The organism is Bacillus paranthracis (genome assembly GCF_024296885.1).
GTDB classification, from domain to species: Bacteria; Bacillota; Bacilli; order Bacillales; family Bacillaceae_G; genus Bacillus_A; species Bacillus_A paranthracis.
Genome location: NZ_CP101135.1, coordinates 1788729 through 1808114 on the forward strand (window position 1 = coordinate 1788729; position 19386 = coordinate 1808114).

A 19386-nucleotide genomic window follows, 5' to 3' on the forward strand; every position below is an offset into this window, starting at 1 on the left:
ATTTTTAGTGTATTGAACGACTTAGCTTACTATGAAGGAATTTAGCGAGTGTTGTAAAAATAATATACGAGAAGTTTCTAAAATTGATAATGAAGTGAGTTGAGCTCCTTGAAAACAATTTTACGCATGTTGCCTTTTGTCATTATTTGTAGCTTTATTTTTATTATTTTTCCAGAGAAATCTTATGCTTGTGATTGTATTAACGTATCAGCAGAAGAGGCTTTTCAAAAAAACGATGTAGTGTTTGAGGGACAAGTAATTGAGGTTGGAAGGAAAGAAGGAGGTGGAATTGAAGTATTATTTGAAGTGAAGAAAATTTGGAAAGGGACAAATTCTTCGCAAATTATTGTATATACAAATGGTGGTGATTGTGTGTTTCATTTTGTGGAAGGAGGAGAGTACTTAATATATTCTTCTCAAAGAGGATCTGAAAAACAATTACACACAAATAGTTGTAGTGGAACGAAGAGATTAGATGAGGCAGGGGCGGACAAAGTGGCTTTACGTCAAATTGCAAAAGAGTCTGTTCCAACGAAGAAAGTGGATTTAAAAGGGGAGATGGTGAGCGGTTTCAGTTGGTGGCAAGTTGCTATCATTTCCATTTGTCTATTATTAATCATTGTTTTTGTTGTGAGAAGAACTCGCAAAAAATGACGATTAAAGTAAATATATAAAGATTTTCTTTCTGTTTCTATAGGTGGTTTAACCTTGTGAAAGCGAATTACTTATGCTACACTTTATGTAACTTAAAATGAACGGAGGGGCTTCCTTTGATCTTAATCAGATTACGTCTCAATACTTTGTGCCAATAATTGAATAGCGCTCAAAGGCTCTGTCTGTGTGCAGAGTGAACGGGATTGGTCTGCCTATTTTAAAGGAACCCTTTATTAAGCTTATATGTGAAAAAGAGGGAGGGACGAATACGCCCTCTTTTTGTTTTGCCTTTATAAATAGAATGGGATTGTATAGGTGAACACTTATAGTGGATACGCATACGATCTTGGGACTTTTTAACTATGAGATAGGATGAAAGCACAACTTTCTTCTATTTCTTTGGTGAACCCTTATCCGTTTACGAAAACACAGGCAGCGACCTGTGTTTTTTATTTTACGTAATCGAAATGGAGGAATAAATATATGGAAGAATTATTACAAAGAGCAGTTTTAGTTGGAGTAAATTTAGGTAATGAGGATGATTTTGCATATTCGATGGAAGAGCTAACGAATCTTGCAGAAGCTTGTGATGTAGAGGTAATTGGACAAGTGACGCAAAATTTACAACGTGTAAATCCATCCCATTATATTGGAAAAGGAAAGATTGAAGAAGTAGCAGCCTATGTAAATGAAGTAGGTGCGAATATGGTCATCTTTAATGACGAATTATCGCCTTCTCAAATTCGAAATTTAGAAGCAGATTTAGATTGTAAAGTAATTGACCGTACCATATTAATTTTAGACATTTTTGCGCAACGTGCGAAAACGAAAGAAGCGCAGTTGCAAGTAGAGGTGGCCCACCTTCAGTATATGATGCCTCGTTTAATTGGTCTTCGTGAGTCGTTAGGAAGACAGAGCGGCGGTGTTGGTACGAAAAATAAAGGTGTCGGTGAGAAGAAATTAGAGTTGGATCGTCGTAAAATTGAAGAACAAATTTCAGTTTTAAATAAAGATTTAGAAGCTCTTGTTGCGCAGCGTCAAACGCAGCGAAAGCAACGTAAGAAAAATGAAATTCCTGTTGTAGCATTAGTAGGTTATACGAACGCAGGAAAATCAACGACGATGAATGCGATGCTTGAAATTTATAATGGGACAGAAGAAAAACAAGTATTTGAAAAAGATATGTTATTCGCGACGTTAGAAACATCGGTGCGAAATATTGATTTACCAGATAATAAATCATTCTTATTAACAGATACAGTTGGATTTGTAAGTAAATTACCACATCATCTTGTGAAAGCATTCCGTTCAACGTTAGAAGAAGTAGCGGAAGCAGACTTACTTATTCACGTTGTAGATTATGCAAATCCGAATTATGAACAGTTAATTGATATTACAAATGAAACGTTAAAGAAAATTGGAGTAGAAAATATTCCAACAATCTATGCTTATAACAAATCAGATATGGTAGATGTTGAAATTCCGAAAGTACAAGAAGACCGTGTTTATTTATCGGCGAAGAAACATGTTGGAATAAAAGAGCTTGTCGAAATGATTCGCTCACACATTTATAAAGAGTATACGAAGTGTGAAATGTTAATTCCGTATGATCAAGGGCAGGTAGTTTCTTATTTCAATACTCATGCGCACGTTCTATCTACGAGTTATGAAAACGAAGGTACGAAACTAGAAGTGGAATGTAAGACGAGCGATTACGAAAAGTATAAGCGTTTTGCAATTTAATAAAGAAGGCGATCCTAATATGTTTTAGGATCGCCTTTTTCTTATTCCGTAATAGAGGCCCACTTATAAGAATAAATTCCTGCAAATGGACGAACAACAACACCTTTTACTGTTGGACGTTCTAAATATACAAGTCCTGATTGGAAGATTGGAGCGATAGCTGCATCATCTTCAAGTAAGATTTTCTCTGCATCTTGGAACGCTTTCCAACGTGCTGGTAAGTCAGTTACTAAAGTAGAGCTCGTTTTCTCAATTAATTCGTCGTATTGTTTGTTTGAGTAACTCATCTTATTAAACGGTCCGTCTGTGACGAACATATTTAAAAATGTTGTAGGATCAGGATAATCTGGTCCCCATGTAGAAAGTGAAATTTCAAAATCACCATTTCCTTCACGATCTAAAAATGCTTTTACTGGAAGTGATTGTAATGTGATTTTTAATCCAGGTAAGTTTTTCTCCAGTTCACCTTTTAAAAACTCACTAATTTTTTTATCGTTAGATTCATCAGTTGTTATGATTGAAAGAGAAGCGTTTTGTAAATTTGTTTCTTTTTTCGCAGTTTCCCATAGTGTTTTAGCTTCTTTCACATTTGTTTCTACTTTTACATGACTTGTACTGCGAAAATCTTTATTGTCAGGTCCTTTTACGAATCCTTTTGGAACGAATGCATTCGCAGGTATAGAACCATTGTTTAAAATCGTTGTTGCGATTCCTTGTTTATCAAAAGCAAGCGAAATAGCTTTACGAGCATTTTTGTTTGCTAATAAAGGGTTCTTTTGACTAAATCGGAAAAATGTCACAGAAGGACGTTCCATTTTCTTTAAGCTCGGATCTTTTTGATATTTATCAACAAACTCTGAATTGATCGTAATACGGTCTACTTGTTTACTTTCAAATAAATTAACGGCTGTTGAAGTATCTTTTACGATATTTACATTAATTTCATTTAATTTCACATTTTTATTATCCCAGTAGTTCGGGTTTTTTGTCATTTTATAACTTGTATCATGTTTCCATTCACTTAATTGGAAAGGTCCGTTATAAACTACATTTGCAGCTTCAAGTCCGTAATTTTTCCCTTGTGCTTCTACAACCTTTTTGTTTTGAGGATAAAATGTTGCAAATCCCATTAAACCTAAAAAGTATGGAACAGGGTGTTCTAACTGTACTTCAAGAGTTTTATTATCAATCGCCTTTACACCAAATGAATCAATTGGCAATTCTTTTTTATTTATTTTTTCAGCGTTTTTAATATCGAACATAATATGTGCGTATTCAGAAGCAGTTTCTGGATTAACGGCCCGTTTCCATGCATATTCAAAATCATGGGCAGTTACTGGATCGCCATTTGACCATTTTGAATCGTGTAATGTAAATGTATATGTTTTTCCGTCTTCGCTCAGTTTGTATGATTCAGCTGCTGCAGGAACAGGTTTATTGTCAGGACCAGGCATATATAATCCTTCCATTACGTTGTTTAATGCAGCGTAAGAAAACCCATCGGTTGCGATAGATGAATCAAGTGTAGAAATTTCCCCAGCTTCTACAATGTTTAATACTTGTTTCGAAGATTCTTTTTTCTTCTCTCCGGTAGTTGTTGCCTCTTGTTTTTGACCACATGCTGTTAAAAACATAGATAATGTGATTGAGAGTGCAACGATTCCCTTTGTTTTTTTCTTCATAGTTGTCATCCTTTCCTTCATCTCTGCCTTAGTATAAAAGAAAATATAGAAAATTTCTATAAATAAATCCGATAAAGCATATAGAAAAAATATATTATTTAAAAGGTGATATTTCTGGAAAAAGAAATGAAACCATTATAGAATAGAAATGTTTCAAAAGTCAGAATTTATTACACCTACTGTAATAAATATATATTTTGTACAGGAAGGAGAGATTCACATATGCAGGCAGTTTCGCAAAAAAACAGAGTAGAAACACCGACAATATATCGAATATTATTTGCGATTAGTTTCGGTCATTTTTTAAATGATTCGATGCAAGCAGTTGTGCCCGCGTTGTTTCCTATTTTGGAAAAAACGATGAATTTATCCTATATGCAAGTAGGGTGGATTGCGTTTGCGTTAAATATGACATCATCGATTATGCAACCGGTTTTTGGTATGTATTCGGATAAGAAGCCGTCACCATTTTTATTACCGCTCGGTATGTTTTCGAGTATGCTTGGGATGATTGGACTCGCGTTTGCACCGAACTTTATTATTGTTATTATTTCTGTTTTATTTATCGGATTAGGTTCCGCAGTCTTTCATCCAGAAGGCGCCCGAGTTGCTTATATGGCAGCAGGGACGAAACGAGGTTTAGCGCAAGCGATTTATCAAGTGGGAGGAAATACAGGTAATTCTCTAGCTCCTATTTTTACAGCATTAATTTTCGTTCCACTCGGTCAAATTGGTTCTTTAGGTTTTACTGCCTTTGCGGCGGTAGGAATTGTATTATTAATTTTCGTATCAAATTGGTATAGGAATGAATTAGCAACTGGTGCTGTGAGAAGAAAAAAGAGGGCTGCGCTTGAGGCGGAAAATGCGATTGTCAGTACACATATTAAATTTGTTATTTTACTTCTTGTGTTTCTTACTTTTGTACGATCTTGGTACGGTGCTGGTATCGGGAATTTTTATCAATTTTACTTAATTGAACATTACGGTTTATCTATAAAAAATGCCCAGTATTTCGTATTCGCATTTATGATTGCCGGTGTATTAGGAACTTTCTTTGGTGGACCGTTAGCAGATCGATTTGGAAAGAAAACAATTATTGTATTTTCAATGCTAGGTTCAGCGCCACTTGCCTTGCTATTACCACATGTTTCGCTCGTGTGGGTCGTACCGTTATTTTTATGTATCGGTTTTATTAGTTCAAGTAGTTTTAGTGTAATTGTTGTTTATGCGCAAGAGCTTGTTCCGGGAAAAGTAGGAATGGTATCTGGATTAATTGTAGGGCTTGCGTTTGGACTCGGCGCTTTAGGATCTGTAGTCCTTGGGAAATTGGCTGATATATATAGTCTACAATTCATTATGTTACTATGTAGTTGTCTACCATTAATTGGACTCACTTCTTGGTTATTACCAAGTGATAAGAAAACGATAGAATAGGGGATGCGCTATGAAATTATGTGAAAACGTAACAGAATTAATAGGAGATACACCTGTCGTCCGATTATCTAAATTTATTCCAGAAGACGCAGCAGATGTGTATGTAAAACTAGAAATGTTTAATCCATCGCGCAGTGTGAAAGACCGTGCTGCTTATAATTTACTGCACGTTGCAGAAGAAAATGGTCTCATTAAACCAGGAGATACAATTATTGAACCGACAAGTGGAAATACAGGAATAGGCTTAGCAATGAATGCAGCCGCAAAAGGATATAAAGCGATTTTAATTATGCCAGATAATATGTCAAAAGAGCGTATAAATTTATTAAAAGCATACGGAGCAGAAGTAGTTTTAACACCGGCAGAACAAAGAATGCCAGGAGCAATTGCGAAGGCGTTAGAATTGCAAAAGCAAATTCCAAATAGTTTTATTCCGCAACAATTTGAAAATCCAGCAAACCCGAATATTCATCGTTATACAACTGCACTTGAAATTTATGAACAAATGGATGGAGAGCTTGATGCATTCGTAGCAACGGCAGGAACAGGCGGAACGATTACTGGGACTGGTGAAACGTTAAAAGAGAAACTACCCAATTTATATGTTGCAGTAGTAGAACCGAAAGGATCTCCCGTACTATCGGGAGGTGTTCCGGGTCCTCATAAACTAGTAGGAACAAGTCCAGGGTTTATCCCAAAAAACTTAAATACAGAGGTGTATAACGAAATTATTCAAATTGCAGACGAAGAGGCTTTAACGACAATGAGAAACTTAGCTAGACAAGAGGGGTTATTAGTTGGGCCGTCTTCTGGTGCTTCTGTTTACGCAGCGATTATGATTGCGAAACGATTAGGTGCTGGTAAAAAAGTTTTATGTATTGCACCTGATACAGGTGAGCGTTATTTGAGTATGGGATTATTTGAATGAAAATGATAGAAACCCCTTAATGGTGAAAGAGAGCTATTAAGGGGTTTGTTGTAGGTTATTTAGAGAGGAGAACCACAATGAAACTATTAAAACCAACATATGAATATAGCAAACAAATTACGGAGTATCGCGATGCGTTTTTACATGCTGATGAACAACCACACGGCAGTAGTTCTTTACAAAATTTTGATTCTCTCGATGAATGGTTTGAAAAAGTGAGTATACAAGAAGCGGGAGAAAACTTACAAGGTAATCGAGTACCGTCTAGCCAATTTTTAAGTTTTGAAAAAGGGGAACTTATAGGTTTTGTAAATATTAGACATCGACTAAACTCAGAATTATTGCGGGAAAGTGGTCATATTGGATATAGTGTCCATCCAAATAAACGTCGCCAAGGTTACGCTACAAAACAACTACAATTTGCATTGGATGAAGCACAAAAATTAGGATTGCAGAAAGTGTTAATAACTTGTGATAAAGCTAATATCGCTTCGGCTAAAACGATTCAAAAGGTTGGCGGTGTGTTAGAAAATGAAGTAGTTTCTTCTCATACTGGGGAAATTGTACAACGTTATTGGGTAGAAATATGATGTAGTGGAACTTTGAAAAGGGAATAAAATGTGTAATATCGAAATAAATAAAAGAAGTAAGGCTGTAATGCAATTATAGGGGGAAATGAAGTGGGATTAAAAGAGAAAGCAATAGAAATGTCAGAGATTTATAGGAAGAACCCAAAAGTGGAGGCTATTATTTTAGCCGGTTCAGTAGCTAGAAAGCTAGAAGATGAACATTCAGATATAGAACTACATATTTTATGGTCAATGCCACCAGAGAATGAGGATCGTAAAGGGCCTATTAACTATATTGGTGGAACAATTTTGTCATATCATCCTTATGAGGAAGAAGAATGGTCGGAAACGTATTTGACGAAAGAAGGAATTAAATTAGAGATTAGTAACTTTTTAACAGAAACAGTAGAGAAAGTGATTTCGGATGTGGTGGATCAATATGATATAAGTTATGAAAAACAATGTATTGTATCATCCGTGCATGACGGTGTTAGTTTGTATGGGGAAGAGAAAGTGAATGAATTAAAAGATAGAGTGGTAGCATATCCAGAAAATCTAGCGAAACGGATGATTTCAGAAAATCTTTGGTTAAGCAATCGCTGGCATAATCGAGAGGCGCTTTTAAAACGAAAAGACAGGCTTATGCTATATGATGTTATTTGTGAAGCACAAAGGAATATATTTGGTGTCTTATTTGGTTTGAATAAAATGTATGTACATCACCCAGCGTTTAAATGGATGCCATATAATGTGGAACGAATGATTATTAAGCCTGAAAACTTATATGAGCGTATGGCGAATGCTTTAATAGGGAAACCGGAGTATAGTGTACAGGAGTTAGAAGTGTTAATCGAGGAGCTATTACAGTTAGTAGAACACCATGCTCCAGAATTACATATCGCTGAACAGCGAAAGCGTATTCAATATGCGAAATAAAAAACAAAGAGATGTAACCCTTGTTACATCTCTTTGTTTTTTATTTTACTAATTTCCCCAGTATAGGTAAGCGTTGAATTCTATCACCGAGAATATGTGAAGCAAGTCCACTTGTTAATACGAATAAAAGGTAAACAAGCCCTCCTACAGCGCCACATATAACGACAATGAGAAGTGATTCCATATAAGTTTGTCCAGGAATTAACCATGTCAAAATTGCTTTTAATGCCATCACAACAGCAGACATTGCTGCGGGGTAAATTGTAATAAGAAATACTGTTTTTGCTGTCTCACCAATTTTAAATTTCGCAAACTTAACGATGCAGTACAACATAATACTATTGGAAACGAGGTATCCAAGAATGGTTCCAAGTACAGCACCGTGTCCGCCAAATAAATGTAAGAGCGGTGTATTTACTACAACTTTAACGAGAATTCCGGCTGAGAATGCAATCATTGTTTTTCGTTGATAATCGATTCCTTGTAAAATAGCTGCTGAAACTGTGAAAATCGCACTTAATATAGCAGACGGTGCGAATGAAATTAAATATTGTGATCCACCAAGTGCGATTTCAGGATTTACATAAACCATGCGGAATGCATCGTAAGCGATGCTAGCAAGACCAAATGCAGCCGGGATTGTGAAGAATAACAAGACTTGAAATATCTTTGAAATTTGTTCTTGTAATTCTTCTAATTTCCCGCTTGTATAAGATTTCGTTATAGCCGGAATGATCGTTAAGGAGAATCCAGTTGCAAGTGAAGCTGGAATCATAATTAACTTTTGGGCATAGTTCGTTATATAAGCGAAAACTGCATTTGCTGTTTCTAACGGCTCTCCCATCGCTCTAAGGACATCAGCTACAGTATATTGATCTACTAACGTGTAGAGTGGAATTGCGATGCCGACAAATACAATTGGGATGGCATATCGAAGTAATTCTATATAAATATTTTTTAATGGAATATTGGATGCTCTTGATTTTAATTCACCTTCGGGAGGTTTTAACCCATTATATTTTTTCCAGTACATCATTAAAATAGAGACGCTTGCAAGTGCTCCGATAACAGCTCCAAACGTAGCAACTGCAACAGAAGAGGCTACGGAACCTCCTAATAGTTTTGAGACGATAAAGCTACCAACTAAAATGAAAACAACGCGTGCAATTTGTTCTACGACTTGAGAAACAGCGCTTGGTTTCATATGTTGAAATCCTTGGAAATAACCACGTGTAACACTCATAGCTGGTACGATAATAAGTGCAAAACTTAATGCTCGCATCGTAAGTGTTACGTCAGAGATAAATTGTGGATCTGGCGTTTTCGAGCGAATAATAAATTGTGATATGTATGGTGCTCCAATAAATAAAACTAAAAACCCTAAAAACCCCATAAACAACATTAATTTTACGCTAGAGTTGTATAATTTTTTGCTTGTACTATAATCACCAAGCGCATTATGCTTTGCAACAAATTTGGAAACGGCAATAGGGATACCGGCAGTTGAAAAGCTTAATAAAATTCCGTACCAAGAGTATGCATATCCATATAAAGCGACCCCTTGTGTTCCGACTAATAGTTGAAAAGGGAAGAAGTATATAAAACCTAATATACGTGAAATCATTGTTGCGCCGCTTAATAAAGCAGTTCCTTTTAAAACTTTTGAAGTAGACAAAATCCTTTCCTCCTACTCGTGCTGTCTTACGTTTATCGTATATTACTATAAACCTGTTAGAGTAGTTAATATAGTATGGAACATAAATATTCAAATATTATTCACTTAAAAGTCATATTTTACATTTTCAAATAGAATGTAATACGTAAAAATTCAAAATATAAGTTGACACTATTTTTAATGTGTGATAAAAATGATAGTAATCAATTCGGAAAATAATATTTGGGCAATGAAAGGGTATAGTAGTGAATATCTCCCTATTACAGAGAGCTGATGGTTGGTGTGAATCAGTATATAGATTATTCATGAAGTTCGTCCTGGAGCATCTTTCATAAATCTCACATTATGAGGAAATGAAAGACGGTAGTTTATACCGTTATCAAATAAAGTGGTGAAGATTGTTTCACAACTAGGGTGGTACCGCGATATTTATCGTCCCTACGTATTTACGTAGGGACGTTTTTTATTTAGGTCTTACTTTGTTGTGGCTTCATAACTAGGGTGGTACCGCGATAATTTATCGTCCCTACGTATTTGCGTAGGGACGTTTTTTATTTAGGTCCTAACTTTGGTGTATCTTCATAACTAGGGTGGTACCGCGATATTTTTGTCGTCCCTACGTATTTACGTAGGGGCGTTTTTTATTAGTAGAGAGGAAGTGAACGTATTAGAAAAGAGTGTGGATAGAACAATATAAATACCGAATTGTAAAACAGAAAAAGATAAAGAGAGGAGATTAACAAATGAATTCACAGCAATGGACATCGAAATTAGGTTTCGTATTAGCTGCGGCAGGTTCAGCAATTGGTCTAGGGGCTATTTGGAAGTTCCCGTATATGGCCGGAATTGGAGGGGGCGGCGCGTTCTTCCTTATTTTCATCGGTTTCACATTATTAATTGGTTTACCGCTATTATTAGCTGAATTCGTTATCGGAAGAAGTACACAAAAAGAGGCTGTTGATGCGTATAGAGAAATCGCACCAAAAACATTATGGCCATGGTTAGGGAAATTAGGGATTGTAACATGTTTCATATTACTTTCTTTCTACAGTGTTGTAGGAGGCTGGATTTTATTATATTTATGGAATGCAATTACAGGTAGACTATGGGAAGGAAATGGTGCATACGAAGCTACGTTTGGTGAAATCATTTCCAATCCGTATTTAGCAGTAGGATCACAGCTATTATTCATCCTTATTACTATTTTTATCGTAAGTAAAGGTGTACAAAATGGTGTTGAAAAAGTAAATAAATATTTCATGCCAGCACTATTCGTTTTATTCTTTGTATTAATCGTTCGTGCACTTACGTTAGATGGTGCAGGAGAAGGGGTTCGTTTCTTCTTACAACCTGATTTCTCACATGTAACATCAGAAGTTATTTTATATGCAATGGGACAATCGTTCTTCTCACTATCAGTCGGAGTAGCAGTAATGGTAACGTATAGCTCATACTTACCGAAAGAGGAAAGTTTACCGCGTTCAGCATTTTCTATCGTAGCTTTAACGCTTGTGATTACATTACTTGCAGGACTTGCAATTTTCCCAGTAGTGTTCGCATTTGGAATGGAACCATCTCAAGGACCGGGACTATTATTTATCGTACTGCCAGCTATTTTTAGTAAAATGGCATTCGGAAAATTCTTCTTCATCGTTTTCTTACTACTATTCTTCTTTGCTACTATTACATCAGCGATTTCGATGTTAGAAATTAGCGTGGCATCTTTAACTGCAAAAGGTAAAGGGAAACGTGAAAAAATGGCTTTAATCGTAGGTTTATTAATCTTCGTTGTAGGAGTACCATCAGCATTGTCATTTGGTATATTAAGCGATCTGAAGATTTTCGGAAAGACAGTCTTTGATTTAGCGGATTATGCAGTTAGTAACGTATTAATGCCACTTGGTGTTTTATTAGTTTCTATCTTTGTTCCTTTAAAAATGAAGAAAGATGTATTAATGAAAGAGCTTGGTGTAAGTAAAAATAAAGGCTATAAATTATTCGTATTATGGTTATTCTTACTTCGCTTTATCGCACCAATTGCGATTATTATCGTATTCTTAAATGTACTTGGCATTATTTAAACAAAAAGGTAGCGTATCATTGTATGATACGCTACCTTTCTTACTTTGTTCTTTTTTGTAGTTCGTTTACTGTTACGAACTGATAGCCCTTCTTAGATAAAGAGTCTAAAATACCTTCAATGGTCTGTAAACTTTCATTAGACTCATCATACATAGAGTGCAGTAAAATGATAGAACCTGGTTTTACATTTTTATTAACATATTCAATTTTATCAGCAGCAGATTTATAAAAAGTATCAGGTTCAAGGTCCCAGGTGATTGTTTCGATATTGTTTTTATTTAAATAATAGGGCAGACCAATTAGCTTTTTCCCGTTAGGTGGTCTAAAATCAATGGCGCCTGTAAATCCTGTTTGGCGGATTAATGCATTCGTTTTTTCTATTTCTTCTTTAATAAAAGAAGGTGTTTTAAAAACCATTCTGTTATGAGAATATGTATGGTTTCCAACTTGGTGTCCAGATTGTACGATAGATTTTCCTAACGATAGGTTTTTCTCTAATTCATTTCCAATTAAAAAGAAAGTAGCTTTTGCATTGTATGTATCTAGTAGCGGTAATATTTGTTTTACATTGTTAGTAGGGCCATCATCAAAAGTTAAAGCAATCACCTTTTCATTTGTTTCTACTCGATTTGTTAAATCTCCAAATAATTGAAAGCTTCTTGCATTCATCAATTTGTATGTTCCGAATAATGCTACAGTAGTAATGAATATTGTAACGATTGTAATGATTTTTTTCTTCTTCATAACGCAACCTCACTATAGTTTTTGATTGGACTAAAAAGTATTATATCAAACTAAGTAATTTCATGCTTTAAAAAGGATGTGGATGCAAGGGGAAGGAATTTATCATATAATGTAATGAAAAAGGTATATTAGGAGGTGTTTACATGGCGATTATAATTCAATTGCCAGACACTGCAGCGTCTCATGCAAAGCCAAGTATGGAAATGGCGATACTTTGCGTGAGGTAGACAAGTAATATACAATTCATCGCCAAAATGAGCTTGTATCATTTTTTGTATTTGGCTTTGCACCTTATTGAAATGAACCATAAAAAATAAGGGGCGAGCAGAAATGAAATACGTAAAAGCTAAGGCAGTTTTACCAGAGAGTTTAATTACTGAAATTCAAAAGTATATACAAGGTGAAACAATTTACATTCCAAAACAAGAAACGAAACATTATAAATGGGGAACACGATCTGGAGGAAGAAAACAGTTAGATGAAAGAAACAAAGCCATTAAAGAAGCGTTTAAAAGTGGAATTGCTATTCATCAACTTGCAGAAGAGTATTTTCTTTCCGGAGAAACGATTAAAAAGATTGTGTATTCTAAATGAAAAAAAGAGTCTAGTTCAAATATTATTTTGAACTAGACTCTTTTTTGCTTTGTATCTATTGGATATATAGCTTATGAATGGGAAAGATAATAGAAAAATATGTCGTTTTTTTACTAAATAGAACATTTGAGTGAAAAGCAGAAAGGTGAACATATATGAATCATATTGGACAAATAACGATAGAGCTTTTAATTGGTTTCTTTGTTCTATTAATTGCTACAAAAATATTAGGGAAAACACAAATATCTCAGCTGACGCCATTTGATTTTATTTCTGCTATTGTTCTTGGTGAGCTCGTTGGAAATTCAATATATGATCCTAAAATTAAAGTGTGGTCTATTTTATATTCAGTATTTGTATGGGTAATTTTAATTTATACAATAGAAGTGATAACGCAAAAAATAAGAGGAACAAGAAGGTTTTTTGAAGGATATCCTTCCATTATTATTCGTAATGGAAAGATTGATCGTGAACAATTAAGTGTAAATCATTTGGACATTAACCAATTACAACAAATGCTTAGGCAACAAAAAGATATATTTTCAATCCGAGAAGTTGAATATATGATATTAGAACCTAACGGAAATATAAGTGTTCTGAAAAAAAGTAAATACGAATCTCCCACTATAAATGATTTAAGTTTAAAACATAAGCCTGTATACTTACCAATTTCATTAATTAGCGATGGAAAAGTAGTGAAAGATAATTTGAGAGAAGCGGGCTTTGATGAAGGATGGCTGTATAAGCAAATAAAGCAAAAAGGAATTACTAAATTTGAAGACGTGTTATATGCGGAATGGAAAACAGATGATGGCTTCTTTTGTCAGGAAATGGAGCGGTAAAATATAATCGATGTATGTAATATTCGTTTCTAAGTTATCTTTTACATACCAAAAAGCTAAATCATTGTATACAATAAGATTAGATCAACAATTTGTATGGAGTGATAAAGATGGAAGCTTTTATTAGAAGTGATCAATATAATTTTATAAAATCACAAGCTTATATTTTAGCGAATGGGCACGCAACGGCAAATGATAGAGGTGTCATTCAAGCGTTAAAATCATTAGCGATTGAAAAAATAATACATGTATTTGAGAATTTAACGGATGAGCAGAAAGAGTTAATCGATACGGTATTAACAGTTCAAAATAGAGAAGATGCAGAATCGTTTTTAATGAAAATAAATCCGTATGTCATTCCGTTTCAGGAAGTTACAGCGCAAACATTAAAAAAACTATTTCCTAAAGCGAAAAAGTTAAAACTGCCTGATATGGAAGAAATAGATATGAAAGAAATATCTTATTTAAGCTGGATTGATAAAGGGTCAAGCAGGAAATTTATTATAGCGAAAAATGATAAAAATAAATTTGTTGGTCTGCAAGGAACGTTTCAAAGTTTAAATAAAAAGAGCATTTGTTCTTTATGTCACGGACATGAAGAGGTAGGGATGTTTTTAGTTGAAATTAAAGGTGATATACCAGGAACTTTCGTGAAAAAGGGAAACTATATTTGCAAAGATGCCGTGGCCTGTAATCAGAATATGAAATCACTTGATAAATTACAGGATTTTATTGAGAGATTGAAGAAATAAAATGGAAAACCTCTAGTGCTTAAACTGGAGGTTTTTTATTTAAGAAACGGTAATAGATTTCTTTTTTAAAAGATATAATTTATAAATAAAACATAGGAGAGCTAAAGAAATGTTTAAAAAGTTTTTACTTTCTTTACCGGATGTTTTACTTATATGTATTGTTATCTACATAACGTACACAACTACTCTTAGTTTTGTACAGATGTTAGTAATTTCAATTACAATCGGAATCGTTGGTGGTCTTGTTATAAGAATTTGTAAGGATGTATTCACGTATATAAGGTGGACAATGAAACAAAGGAAATCTTGAATATGTTAAATAGCTATAAGGAGAAAATAAAATGACTAATAAAAAGAATAAAACTAAAAATGAGATAATACTTTGGACATTAACAGCTGTTGTTTTTATCATTGTATGGTACTTTTTTCAAAGATAAAAATGCATCGTACTTAAAAGGTACGATGCATTTTTATTATTTTTTTTGCCAATTTTCTTTTATAAAGTCTGCACGGCCAGATTCTTTTTGCTCAGTAGCATATTTCTCTGGATTTTTTTTATAGAAATGTTGATGGTATTCTTCAGCCTCATAAAAAGGTGCAGCCGGGCGAATTTCAGTTACGATTGGCTCTTTAAACATACCGCTTTCCGCAAGAGTTTGTTTTGATTTTTCAGCAAGTTCTTTTTGCGTTTCGGTATGATAAAAAATAGCGGTGCGATAAGATGGACCACGGTCAAAAAATTGTCCGCCATCATCAGTTGGATCGATTTGCGGCCAATATAAATCCAGTAATTTTTCATATGGGAAAATAGAAGGATCAAATGTAATTTGTACAACTTCTAAATGACCAGATGTACCCGCTTTTACTTGTTCATATGTTGGGTTTTCTACATGACCACCTGCATAGCCAGAAAGTACTTTATGAATACCAGGAAGTTCATCAAACGGCTTTACCATGCACCAAAAGCAACCGCCTGCGAAGGTTGCGAGTTCGTATGTTTTTTCGGACATTGTTGTAATCCTCCTAAATATATATGTTTTATATAGTATTATATAAAAAGTTTTATTGCGCAATAAAAAAGATTCGAAAATATATGTAGTATTAAAAAAAATCAAAAAAACATGTTGACAATGAAAAGAACAACGTCCTATAATACGTTTAACAAATGAAAGTTAATTAAGAATTTTCTAACTTTATATGTTGTATATGCAAAGAAGAGGAAAGTAGATGATTATGATCGTTTCAGAGAGCTACTCCAAGGCTGTGAGAGTAGTAACAATCGAGTCATTGAAGATCACCTCGGAGCATCGCTTGCGAAAGGGAAACTGAGTAGAGGGCGACGGCATCGTCTCCGGTAAAAGGACGGGGGTCTAATTGGACCTACAGAGCTTATATTTCGTGAGAAGTATAAGGAAGCTGAGTGGTAACGCGAAACTCTCGCCTCAGCAATCAAAGCTACTAAATTGTAGTAGTTGATTGCTGAGGCGAGAGTTTTTATTTTTAAAAATAAGAGAATGCGTAGAAGAGGAGAGTAAATGATAAAAATTGTTTCAGAGAGCTACCCAGATGCTGTGAGGGTGGTAACAATGTCATCATTGAAGATCACCTCGGAGCACTACTTTTGAAAACTAGTAAAAAGTAGCGGAGTTGTTTCCGATAGAAAAACAAAAGTCTAATTGGACTTGCAGAGCTTATATTTCGTGAGAAGTGTAAGGAAGCTGAGTGGTACCACGATTCCCTCGTCTCAGCAATGGATTGCTACAAGTATGTATGTAATCGATTGTTGAGACGAGTATATTTTTAAGAATTATATACTGAATATTCTGTTAAAAAATACTCATCTCAGCAATCGATATAGAAATAGATTGCAAAAATAGAGAGAAAAAAAGAGGAGCGATGTGAGATGGGAAATCAGTACATTTATATGAATGGGGAATTTGTAGAAAAAGAAAAGGCAGTTGTTTCAGTATATGATCATGGTTTTTTATACGGAGACGGTGTATTTGAAGGGATTCGTAGTTACGGTGGAAATGTATTTTGTTTAAAAGAACATGTAAAACGATTATATGAATCGGCAAAATCTATTTTACTTACAATCCCGCTGACGGTTGACGAAATGGAAGAAGCAGTTCTACAGACACTTCAAAAAAATGAGTATGCAGATGCTTATATTCGGTTAATTGTTTCAAGAGGAAAAGGGGACTTAGGGCTCGATCCGAGAAGTTGTGTGAAACCGAGCGTTATTATCATTGCAGAACAATTAAAGTTATTCCCACAGGAATTTTACGATAATGGATTAAGCGTTGTATCTGTTGCATCAAGACGTAATACGCCAGATGCTTTAGACCCACGTATTAAGTCAATGAACTACTTAAATAACGTACTTGTAAAAATTGAAGCGGCACAAGCAGGAGTGCTAGAGGCTCTTATGTTAAATCAACAAGGATATGTTTGTGAAGGATCTGGAGATAATGTTTTCGTTGTGAAAGATGGAAAAGTATTAACCCCGCCATCCTATTTAGGAGCATTAGAAGGTATTACAAGAAATAGTGTTATTGAGCTATGTGAGCGACTTCATATTCCATGTGAGGAAAGGCCATTTACTCGCCATGACGTATATGTAGCAGATGAAGTATTTTTAACGGGAACGGCAGCAGAATTAATTCCTGTTGTAAAAGTTGATTCAAGAGAAATTGGAGATGGGAAACCAGGAAGTGTAACGAAACAATTGACAGAGGAATTTAAAAAGTTAACGAGGGAAAGAGGAGTACGTGTTCCAGGATTGGCGGAAAGCTTACTGTAGGTAGGGAGAGGAGTTAATTAAAATGGAGCAACAGTATACAACATATGAGAAATTACAGTGTGAAGATGTGACAGGAGCTGGACACGTTATTCAATGCTTGAAGAATTTAGGCGTAACGACTGTTTTCGGTTATCCGGGCGGAGCGATTTTGCCAGTGTACGATGCGTTATACGGAAGTGGTTTAAAGCACATTTTAACTCGTCATGAACAAGCTGCTATTCATGCGGCAGAAGGATATGCGAGAGCTTCTGGAAAGGTCGGGGTAGTCTTTGCTACCTCTGGCCCAGGGGCGACAAATCTAGTTACGGGCTTAGCAGATGCTTATATGGATTCGATTCCTTTAGTTGTCATTACAGGGCAAGTTGCAACGCCTTTAATTGGTAAAGATGGATTTCAAGAAGCGGATGTTGTCGGAATTACAGTACCTGTTACGAAGCATAATTACCAAGTTCGTGATGTAAATCATGTATCACGAATTGTGCAAGAAGCTTTTTACATCGCCAAAAGCGGACGACCGGGACCAGTATTAATCGATATTCCAAAAGATGTTCAAAATGCAAAAGTCACCAGTTTCTTTAATGAAGAAGTTGATATTCCGGGGTACAAACCAGAACTCGTACCAGACAGCATGAAACTTAGAGAGGTAGCGAAAGAAATTTCAAAAGCAAAACGTCCACTTCTTTATATTGGAGGAGGTGTCATTCATTCAGATGGATCTGATGAACTGATCAAATTTGCAAGAGAAAATCGTATTCCAGTCGTGTCAACTTTAATGGGACTAGGTGCGTATCCGCCGGGAGATTCATTATTTTTAGGAATGCTCGGTATGCATGGAACGTATGCTGCAAACATGGCAGTAACAGAATGTGACTTATTACTTGCTTTAGGTGTTCGTTTTGATGACCGTGTAACAGGAAAATTAGAACTCTTTTCTCCGCATTCGAAAAAGGTACATATTGATATAGATCCTTCGGAGTTTCATAAAAATGTAACTGTGGAATATCCAGTTGTTGGAGATGTGAAAAAAGCGTTACACATGTTGTTACATATGCCGATTTGTACACAGACAGATGAATGGATTACGAAAACCGAGGAATGGAAAGCGGAATACCCTCTTTCCTATATTCAAAAAGAAAGTGAGTTAAAACCACAGCATGTTATTAGCTTAGTAAGTGAATTAACGAATGGTGAAGCGATTGTTACGACAGAAGTAGGACAGCATCAAATGTGGGCTGCGCATTTTTATAAAGCGAAAAACCCGCGGACTTTTCTAACATCAGGTGGATTAGGAACGATGGGATTTGGCTTCCCGGCGGCAGTTGGTGCTCAGCTTGCAAAAGAAGAAGAACTCGTTATTTGTATTGCAGGTGATGCTTCTTTTCAAATGAATATTCAAGAACTACAAACAATTGCTGAAAATAACATCCCTGTAAAAGTATTTATTATAAACAATAAATTTTTAGGGATGGTAAGGCAATGGCAAGAAATGTTTTATGAAAATCGATTATCAGAGTCGAAAATTGGATCGCCAGATTTTGTGAAAGTGGCAGAAGCTTATGGAGTGAAAGGGTTAAGAGCGACAAATTCAACTGAGGCGAAACAAGTGATGTTAGAAGCATTTGCTCATGAAGGACCTGTCGTAGTTGATTTTTGTGTAGAAGAAGGTGAAAACGTATTTCCGATGGTTCCACCAAATAAAGGGAATAACGAAATGATTATGAAGAGGTGGGAAGAATGAGTCATACTTTTTCATTAGTTATCGATAACGATCCAAATGTCTTATTACGCATAAGTGGAATTTTTGCTCGGCGTGGTTATTATATTTCTTCATTAAATTTAAATGAAAGTGAAATGGAGTTAACGGCAGTTTGTACAGAACAAGAAGCAACATTACTCGTCGGTCAGTTGAAAAAGTTAATCAATGTACTGCAAGTAAACAAATTATAAG

At 35.2% G+C, this 19386-nt stretch carries 18 protein-coding genes and 3 other annotated features; of the genes, 14 read left to right on the forward strand and 4 right to left on the reverse strand.

What is annotated here, in order from left to right:
• Positions 1-108: 108 nt before the first annotated feature.
• Together NLJ82_RS09145 and hflX are read left to right on the forward strand one after the other, a co-directional pair.
• Positions 109-654, forward strand: a complete 546-nt coding sequence (locus tag NLJ82_RS09145) for a hypothetical protein (RefSeq protein WP_000849226.1) — start codon at positions 109-111, stop codon at positions 652-654.
• A gap of 483 nt (positions 655-1137) precedes the next feature.
• Complete coding sequence (hflX, locus tag NLJ82_RS09150; protein ID WP_000391886.1) at positions 1138-2397, forward strand: GTPase HflX; 1260 nt, start codon at positions 1138-1140, stop codon at positions 2395-2397.
• 41 nt (positions 2398-2438) lie between these two features.
• On the opposite strand, the gene NLJ82_RS09155 is transcribed toward hflX, so the two are convergent.
• On the reverse strand, positions 2439-4079 hold the full coding sequence (locus tag NLJ82_RS09155; RefSeq protein ID WP_000730650.1) for a peptide ABC transporter substrate-binding protein: 1641 nt from the start codon (positions 4077-4079) through the stop codon (positions 2439-2441).
• 222 nt (positions 4080-4301) lie between these two features.
• On the opposite strand from NLJ82_RS09155, the gene NLJ82_RS09160 reads away from it, so the two are divergent.
• From NLJ82_RS09160 to NLJ82_RS09175, 4 genes are all read left to right on the forward strand, one after another.
• On the forward strand, positions 4302-5513 hold the full coding sequence (locus NLJ82_RS09160; protein WP_001149409.1) for an MFS transporter: 1212 nt from the start codon (positions 4302-4304) through the stop codon (positions 5511-5513).
• Positions 5514-5523: 10 nt separating this feature from the next.
• Positions 5524-6441 carry a cysteine synthase A gene (cysK, locus tag NLJ82_RS09165; RefSeq protein WP_000762275.1) on the forward strand — a complete coding sequence of 306 codons (918 nt, stop codon included), beginning with the start codon at positions 5524-5526 and terminating at the stop codon, positions 6439-6441.
• A 77-nt stretch (positions 6442-6518) separates the two neighbouring features.
• Positions 6519-7031: a GNAT family N-acetyltransferase gene (locus NLJ82_RS09170; protein WP_000771322.1), complete on the forward strand. Its 513-nt coding sequence runs from the start codon at positions 6519-6521 to the stop codon at positions 7029-7031.
• Positions 7032-7121: 90 nt separating this feature from the next.
• Positions 7122-7946, forward strand: a complete 825-nt coding sequence (locus tag NLJ82_RS09175; RefSeq protein ID WP_254754659.1) for a DUF4037 domain-containing protein — start codon at positions 7122-7124, stop codon at positions 7944-7946.
• A 40-nt stretch (positions 7947-7986) separates the two neighbouring features.
• On the opposite strand, the gene NLJ82_RS09180 is transcribed toward NLJ82_RS09175, so the two are convergent.
• Positions 7987-9621 carry a putative polysaccharide biosynthesis protein gene (locus NLJ82_RS09180; RefSeq protein WP_000107887.1) on the reverse strand — a complete coding sequence of 545 codons (1635 nt, stop codon included), beginning with the start codon at positions 9619-9621 and terminating at the stop codon, positions 7987-7989.
• 220 nt (positions 9622-9841) lie between these two features.
• Positions 9842-10064 (forward strand) — a binding site (T-box leader).
• A gap of 300 nt (positions 10065-10364) precedes the next feature.
• On the opposite strand from NLJ82_RS09180, the gene NLJ82_RS09185 reads away from it, so the two are divergent.
• Positions 10365-11702: a sodium-dependent transporter gene (locus NLJ82_RS09185; protein WP_001088182.1), complete on the forward strand. Its 1338-nt coding sequence runs from the start codon at positions 10365-10367 to the stop codon at positions 11700-11702.
• 40 nt (positions 11703-11742) lie between these two features.
• On the opposite strand, the gene NLJ82_RS09190 is transcribed toward NLJ82_RS09185, so the two are convergent.
• Positions 11743-12447 carry a polysaccharide deacetylase family protein gene (locus tag NLJ82_RS09190; protein ID WP_000727403.1) on the reverse strand — a complete coding sequence of 235 codons (705 nt, stop codon included), beginning with the start codon at positions 12445-12447 and terminating at the stop codon, positions 11743-11745.
• Between the two features lie 330 nt (positions 12448-12777).
• On the opposite strand from NLJ82_RS09190, the gene NLJ82_RS09195 reads away from it, so the two are divergent.
• The 4 genes from NLJ82_RS09195 to NLJ82_RS09210 all read left to right on the forward strand — a co-directional run bounded on the left by NLJ82_RS09195 (position 12778) and on the right by NLJ82_RS09210 (position 14945).
• On the forward strand, positions 12778-13041 hold the full coding sequence (locus tag NLJ82_RS09195; RefSeq protein WP_000878319.1) for a CD3324 family protein: 264 nt from the start codon (positions 12778-12780) through the stop codon (positions 13039-13041).
• Positions 13042-13196: 155 nt separating this feature from the next.
• Positions 13197-13883, forward strand: a complete 687-nt coding sequence (locus NLJ82_RS09200; RefSeq protein ID WP_001015532.1) for a DUF421 domain-containing protein — start codon at positions 13197-13199, stop codon at positions 13881-13883.
• Between the two features lie 110 nt (positions 13884-13993).
• Positions 13994-14635: a FusB/FusC family EF-G-binding protein gene (locus NLJ82_RS09205; protein ID WP_000387063.1), complete on the forward strand. Its 642-nt coding sequence runs from the start codon at positions 13994-13996 to the stop codon at positions 14633-14635.
• Positions 14636-14744: 109 nt separating this feature from the next.
• The gene (locus NLJ82_RS09210) at positions 14745-14945 is read left to right on the forward strand and encodes a hypothetical protein (RefSeq protein WP_000473064.1); all 201 of its coding nucleotides are present in this window, start codon (positions 14745-14747) and stop codon (positions 14943-14945) included.
• Between the two features lie 163 nt (positions 14946-15108).
• On the opposite strand, the gene msrA is transcribed toward NLJ82_RS09210, so the two are convergent.
• Positions 15109-15645 (reverse strand): peptide-methionine (S)-S-oxide reductase MsrA, encoded by a 537-nt coding sequence (msrA, locus tag NLJ82_RS09215; protein ID WP_001291872.1) that lies wholly within the window; start codon positions 15643-15645, stop codon positions 15109-15111.
• Positions 15646-15837: 192 nt separating this feature from the next.
• Positions 15838-16083: a binding site (T-box leader), on the forward strand.
• Positions 16084-16145: 62 nt separating this feature from the next.
• Positions 16146-16385, forward strand: a binding site (T-box leader).
• A 153-nt stretch (positions 16386-16538) separates the two neighbouring features.
• On the opposite strand from msrA, the gene ilvE reads away from it, so the two are divergent.
• From ilvE to NLJ82_RS09230, 3 genes are read left to right on the forward strand one after another with little or no spacing between them, the layout of a single operon-like run.
• Positions 16539-17438, forward strand: coding sequence for a branched-chain-amino-acid transaminase (gene ilvE / locus NLJ82_RS09220; RefSeq protein ID WP_000528129.1), 900 nt, complete (start codon positions 16539-16541; stop codon positions 17436-17438).
• Positions 17439-17460: 22 nt separating this feature from the next.
• Entirely contained in the window at positions 17461-19176 is a 1716-nt protein-coding gene (gene ilvB, locus NLJ82_RS09225) for an acetolactate synthase large subunit (RefSeq protein WP_000437845.1), read from the forward strand.
• Complete coding sequence (locus tag NLJ82_RS09230) at positions 19173-19385, forward strand: ACT domain-containing protein (protein ID WP_000019906.1); 213 nt, start codon at positions 19173-19175, stop codon at positions 19383-19385. The genes ilvB and NLJ82_RS09230 overlap by 4 nt, the downstream gene beginning before the upstream one ends.
• Position 19386: the final 1 nt, after the last annotated feature.

Bases quoted from the DNA above. Each gene is read 5' to 3' on its own strand.
- hflX (WP_000391886.1), top strand. From the start codon at position 1,138: ATGGAAGAATTATTACAAAGAGCAGTTTTAGTTGGAGTAAATTTAGGT.
- NLJ82_RS09155 (WP_000730650.1), bottom strand. From the start codon at position 4,079: ATGAAGAAAAAAACAAAGGGAATCGTTGCACTCTCAATCACATTATCT.
- NLJ82_RS09160 (WP_001149409.1), top strand. From the start codon at position 4,302: ATGCAGGCAGTTTCGCAAAAAAACAGAGTAGAAACACCGACAATATAT.
- cysK (WP_000762275.1), top strand. From the start codon at position 5,524: ATGAAATTATGTGAAAACGTAACAGAATTAATAGGAGATACACCTGTC.
- NLJ82_RS09170 (WP_000771322.1), top strand. From the start codon at position 6,519: ATGAAACTATTAAAACCAACATATGAATATAGCAAACAAATTACGGAG.
- NLJ82_RS09185 (WP_001088182.1), top strand. From the start codon at position 10,365: ATGAATTCACAGCAATGGACATCGAAATTAGGTTTCGTATTAGCTGCG.
- NLJ82_RS09190 (WP_000727403.1), bottom strand. From the start codon at position 12,447: ATGAAGAAGAAAAAAATCATTACAATCGTTACAATATTCATTACTACT.
- NLJ82_RS09195 (WP_000878319.1), top strand. From the start codon at position 12,778: ATGAAATACGTAAAAGCTAAGGCAGTTTTACCAGAGAGTTTAATTACT.
- NLJ82_RS09200 (WP_001015532.1), top strand. From the start codon at position 13,197: ATGAATCATATTGGACAAATAACGATAGAGCTTTTAATTGGTTTCTTT.
- NLJ82_RS09205 (WP_000387063.1), top strand. From the start codon at position 13,994: ATGGAAGCTTTTATTAGAAGTGATCAATATAATTTTATAAAATCACAA.
- NLJ82_RS09210 (WP_000473064.1), top strand. From the start codon at position 14,745: ATGTTTAAAAAGTTTTTACTTTCTTTACCGGATGTTTTACTTATATGT.
- msrA (WP_001291872.1), bottom strand. From the start codon at position 15,645: ATGTCCGAAAAAACATACGAACTCGCAACCTTCGCAGGCGGTTGCTTT.
- ilvE (WP_000528129.1), top strand. From the start codon at position 16,539: ATGGGAAATCAGTACATTTATATGAATGGGGAATTTGTAGAAAAAGAA.
- ilvB (WP_000437845.1), top strand. From the start codon at position 17,461: ATGGAGCAACAGTATACAACATATGAGAAATTACAGTGTGAAGATGTG.
- NLJ82_RS09230 (WP_000019906.1), top strand. From the start codon at position 19,173: ATGAGTCATACTTTTTCATTAGTTATCGATAACGATCCAAATGTCTTA.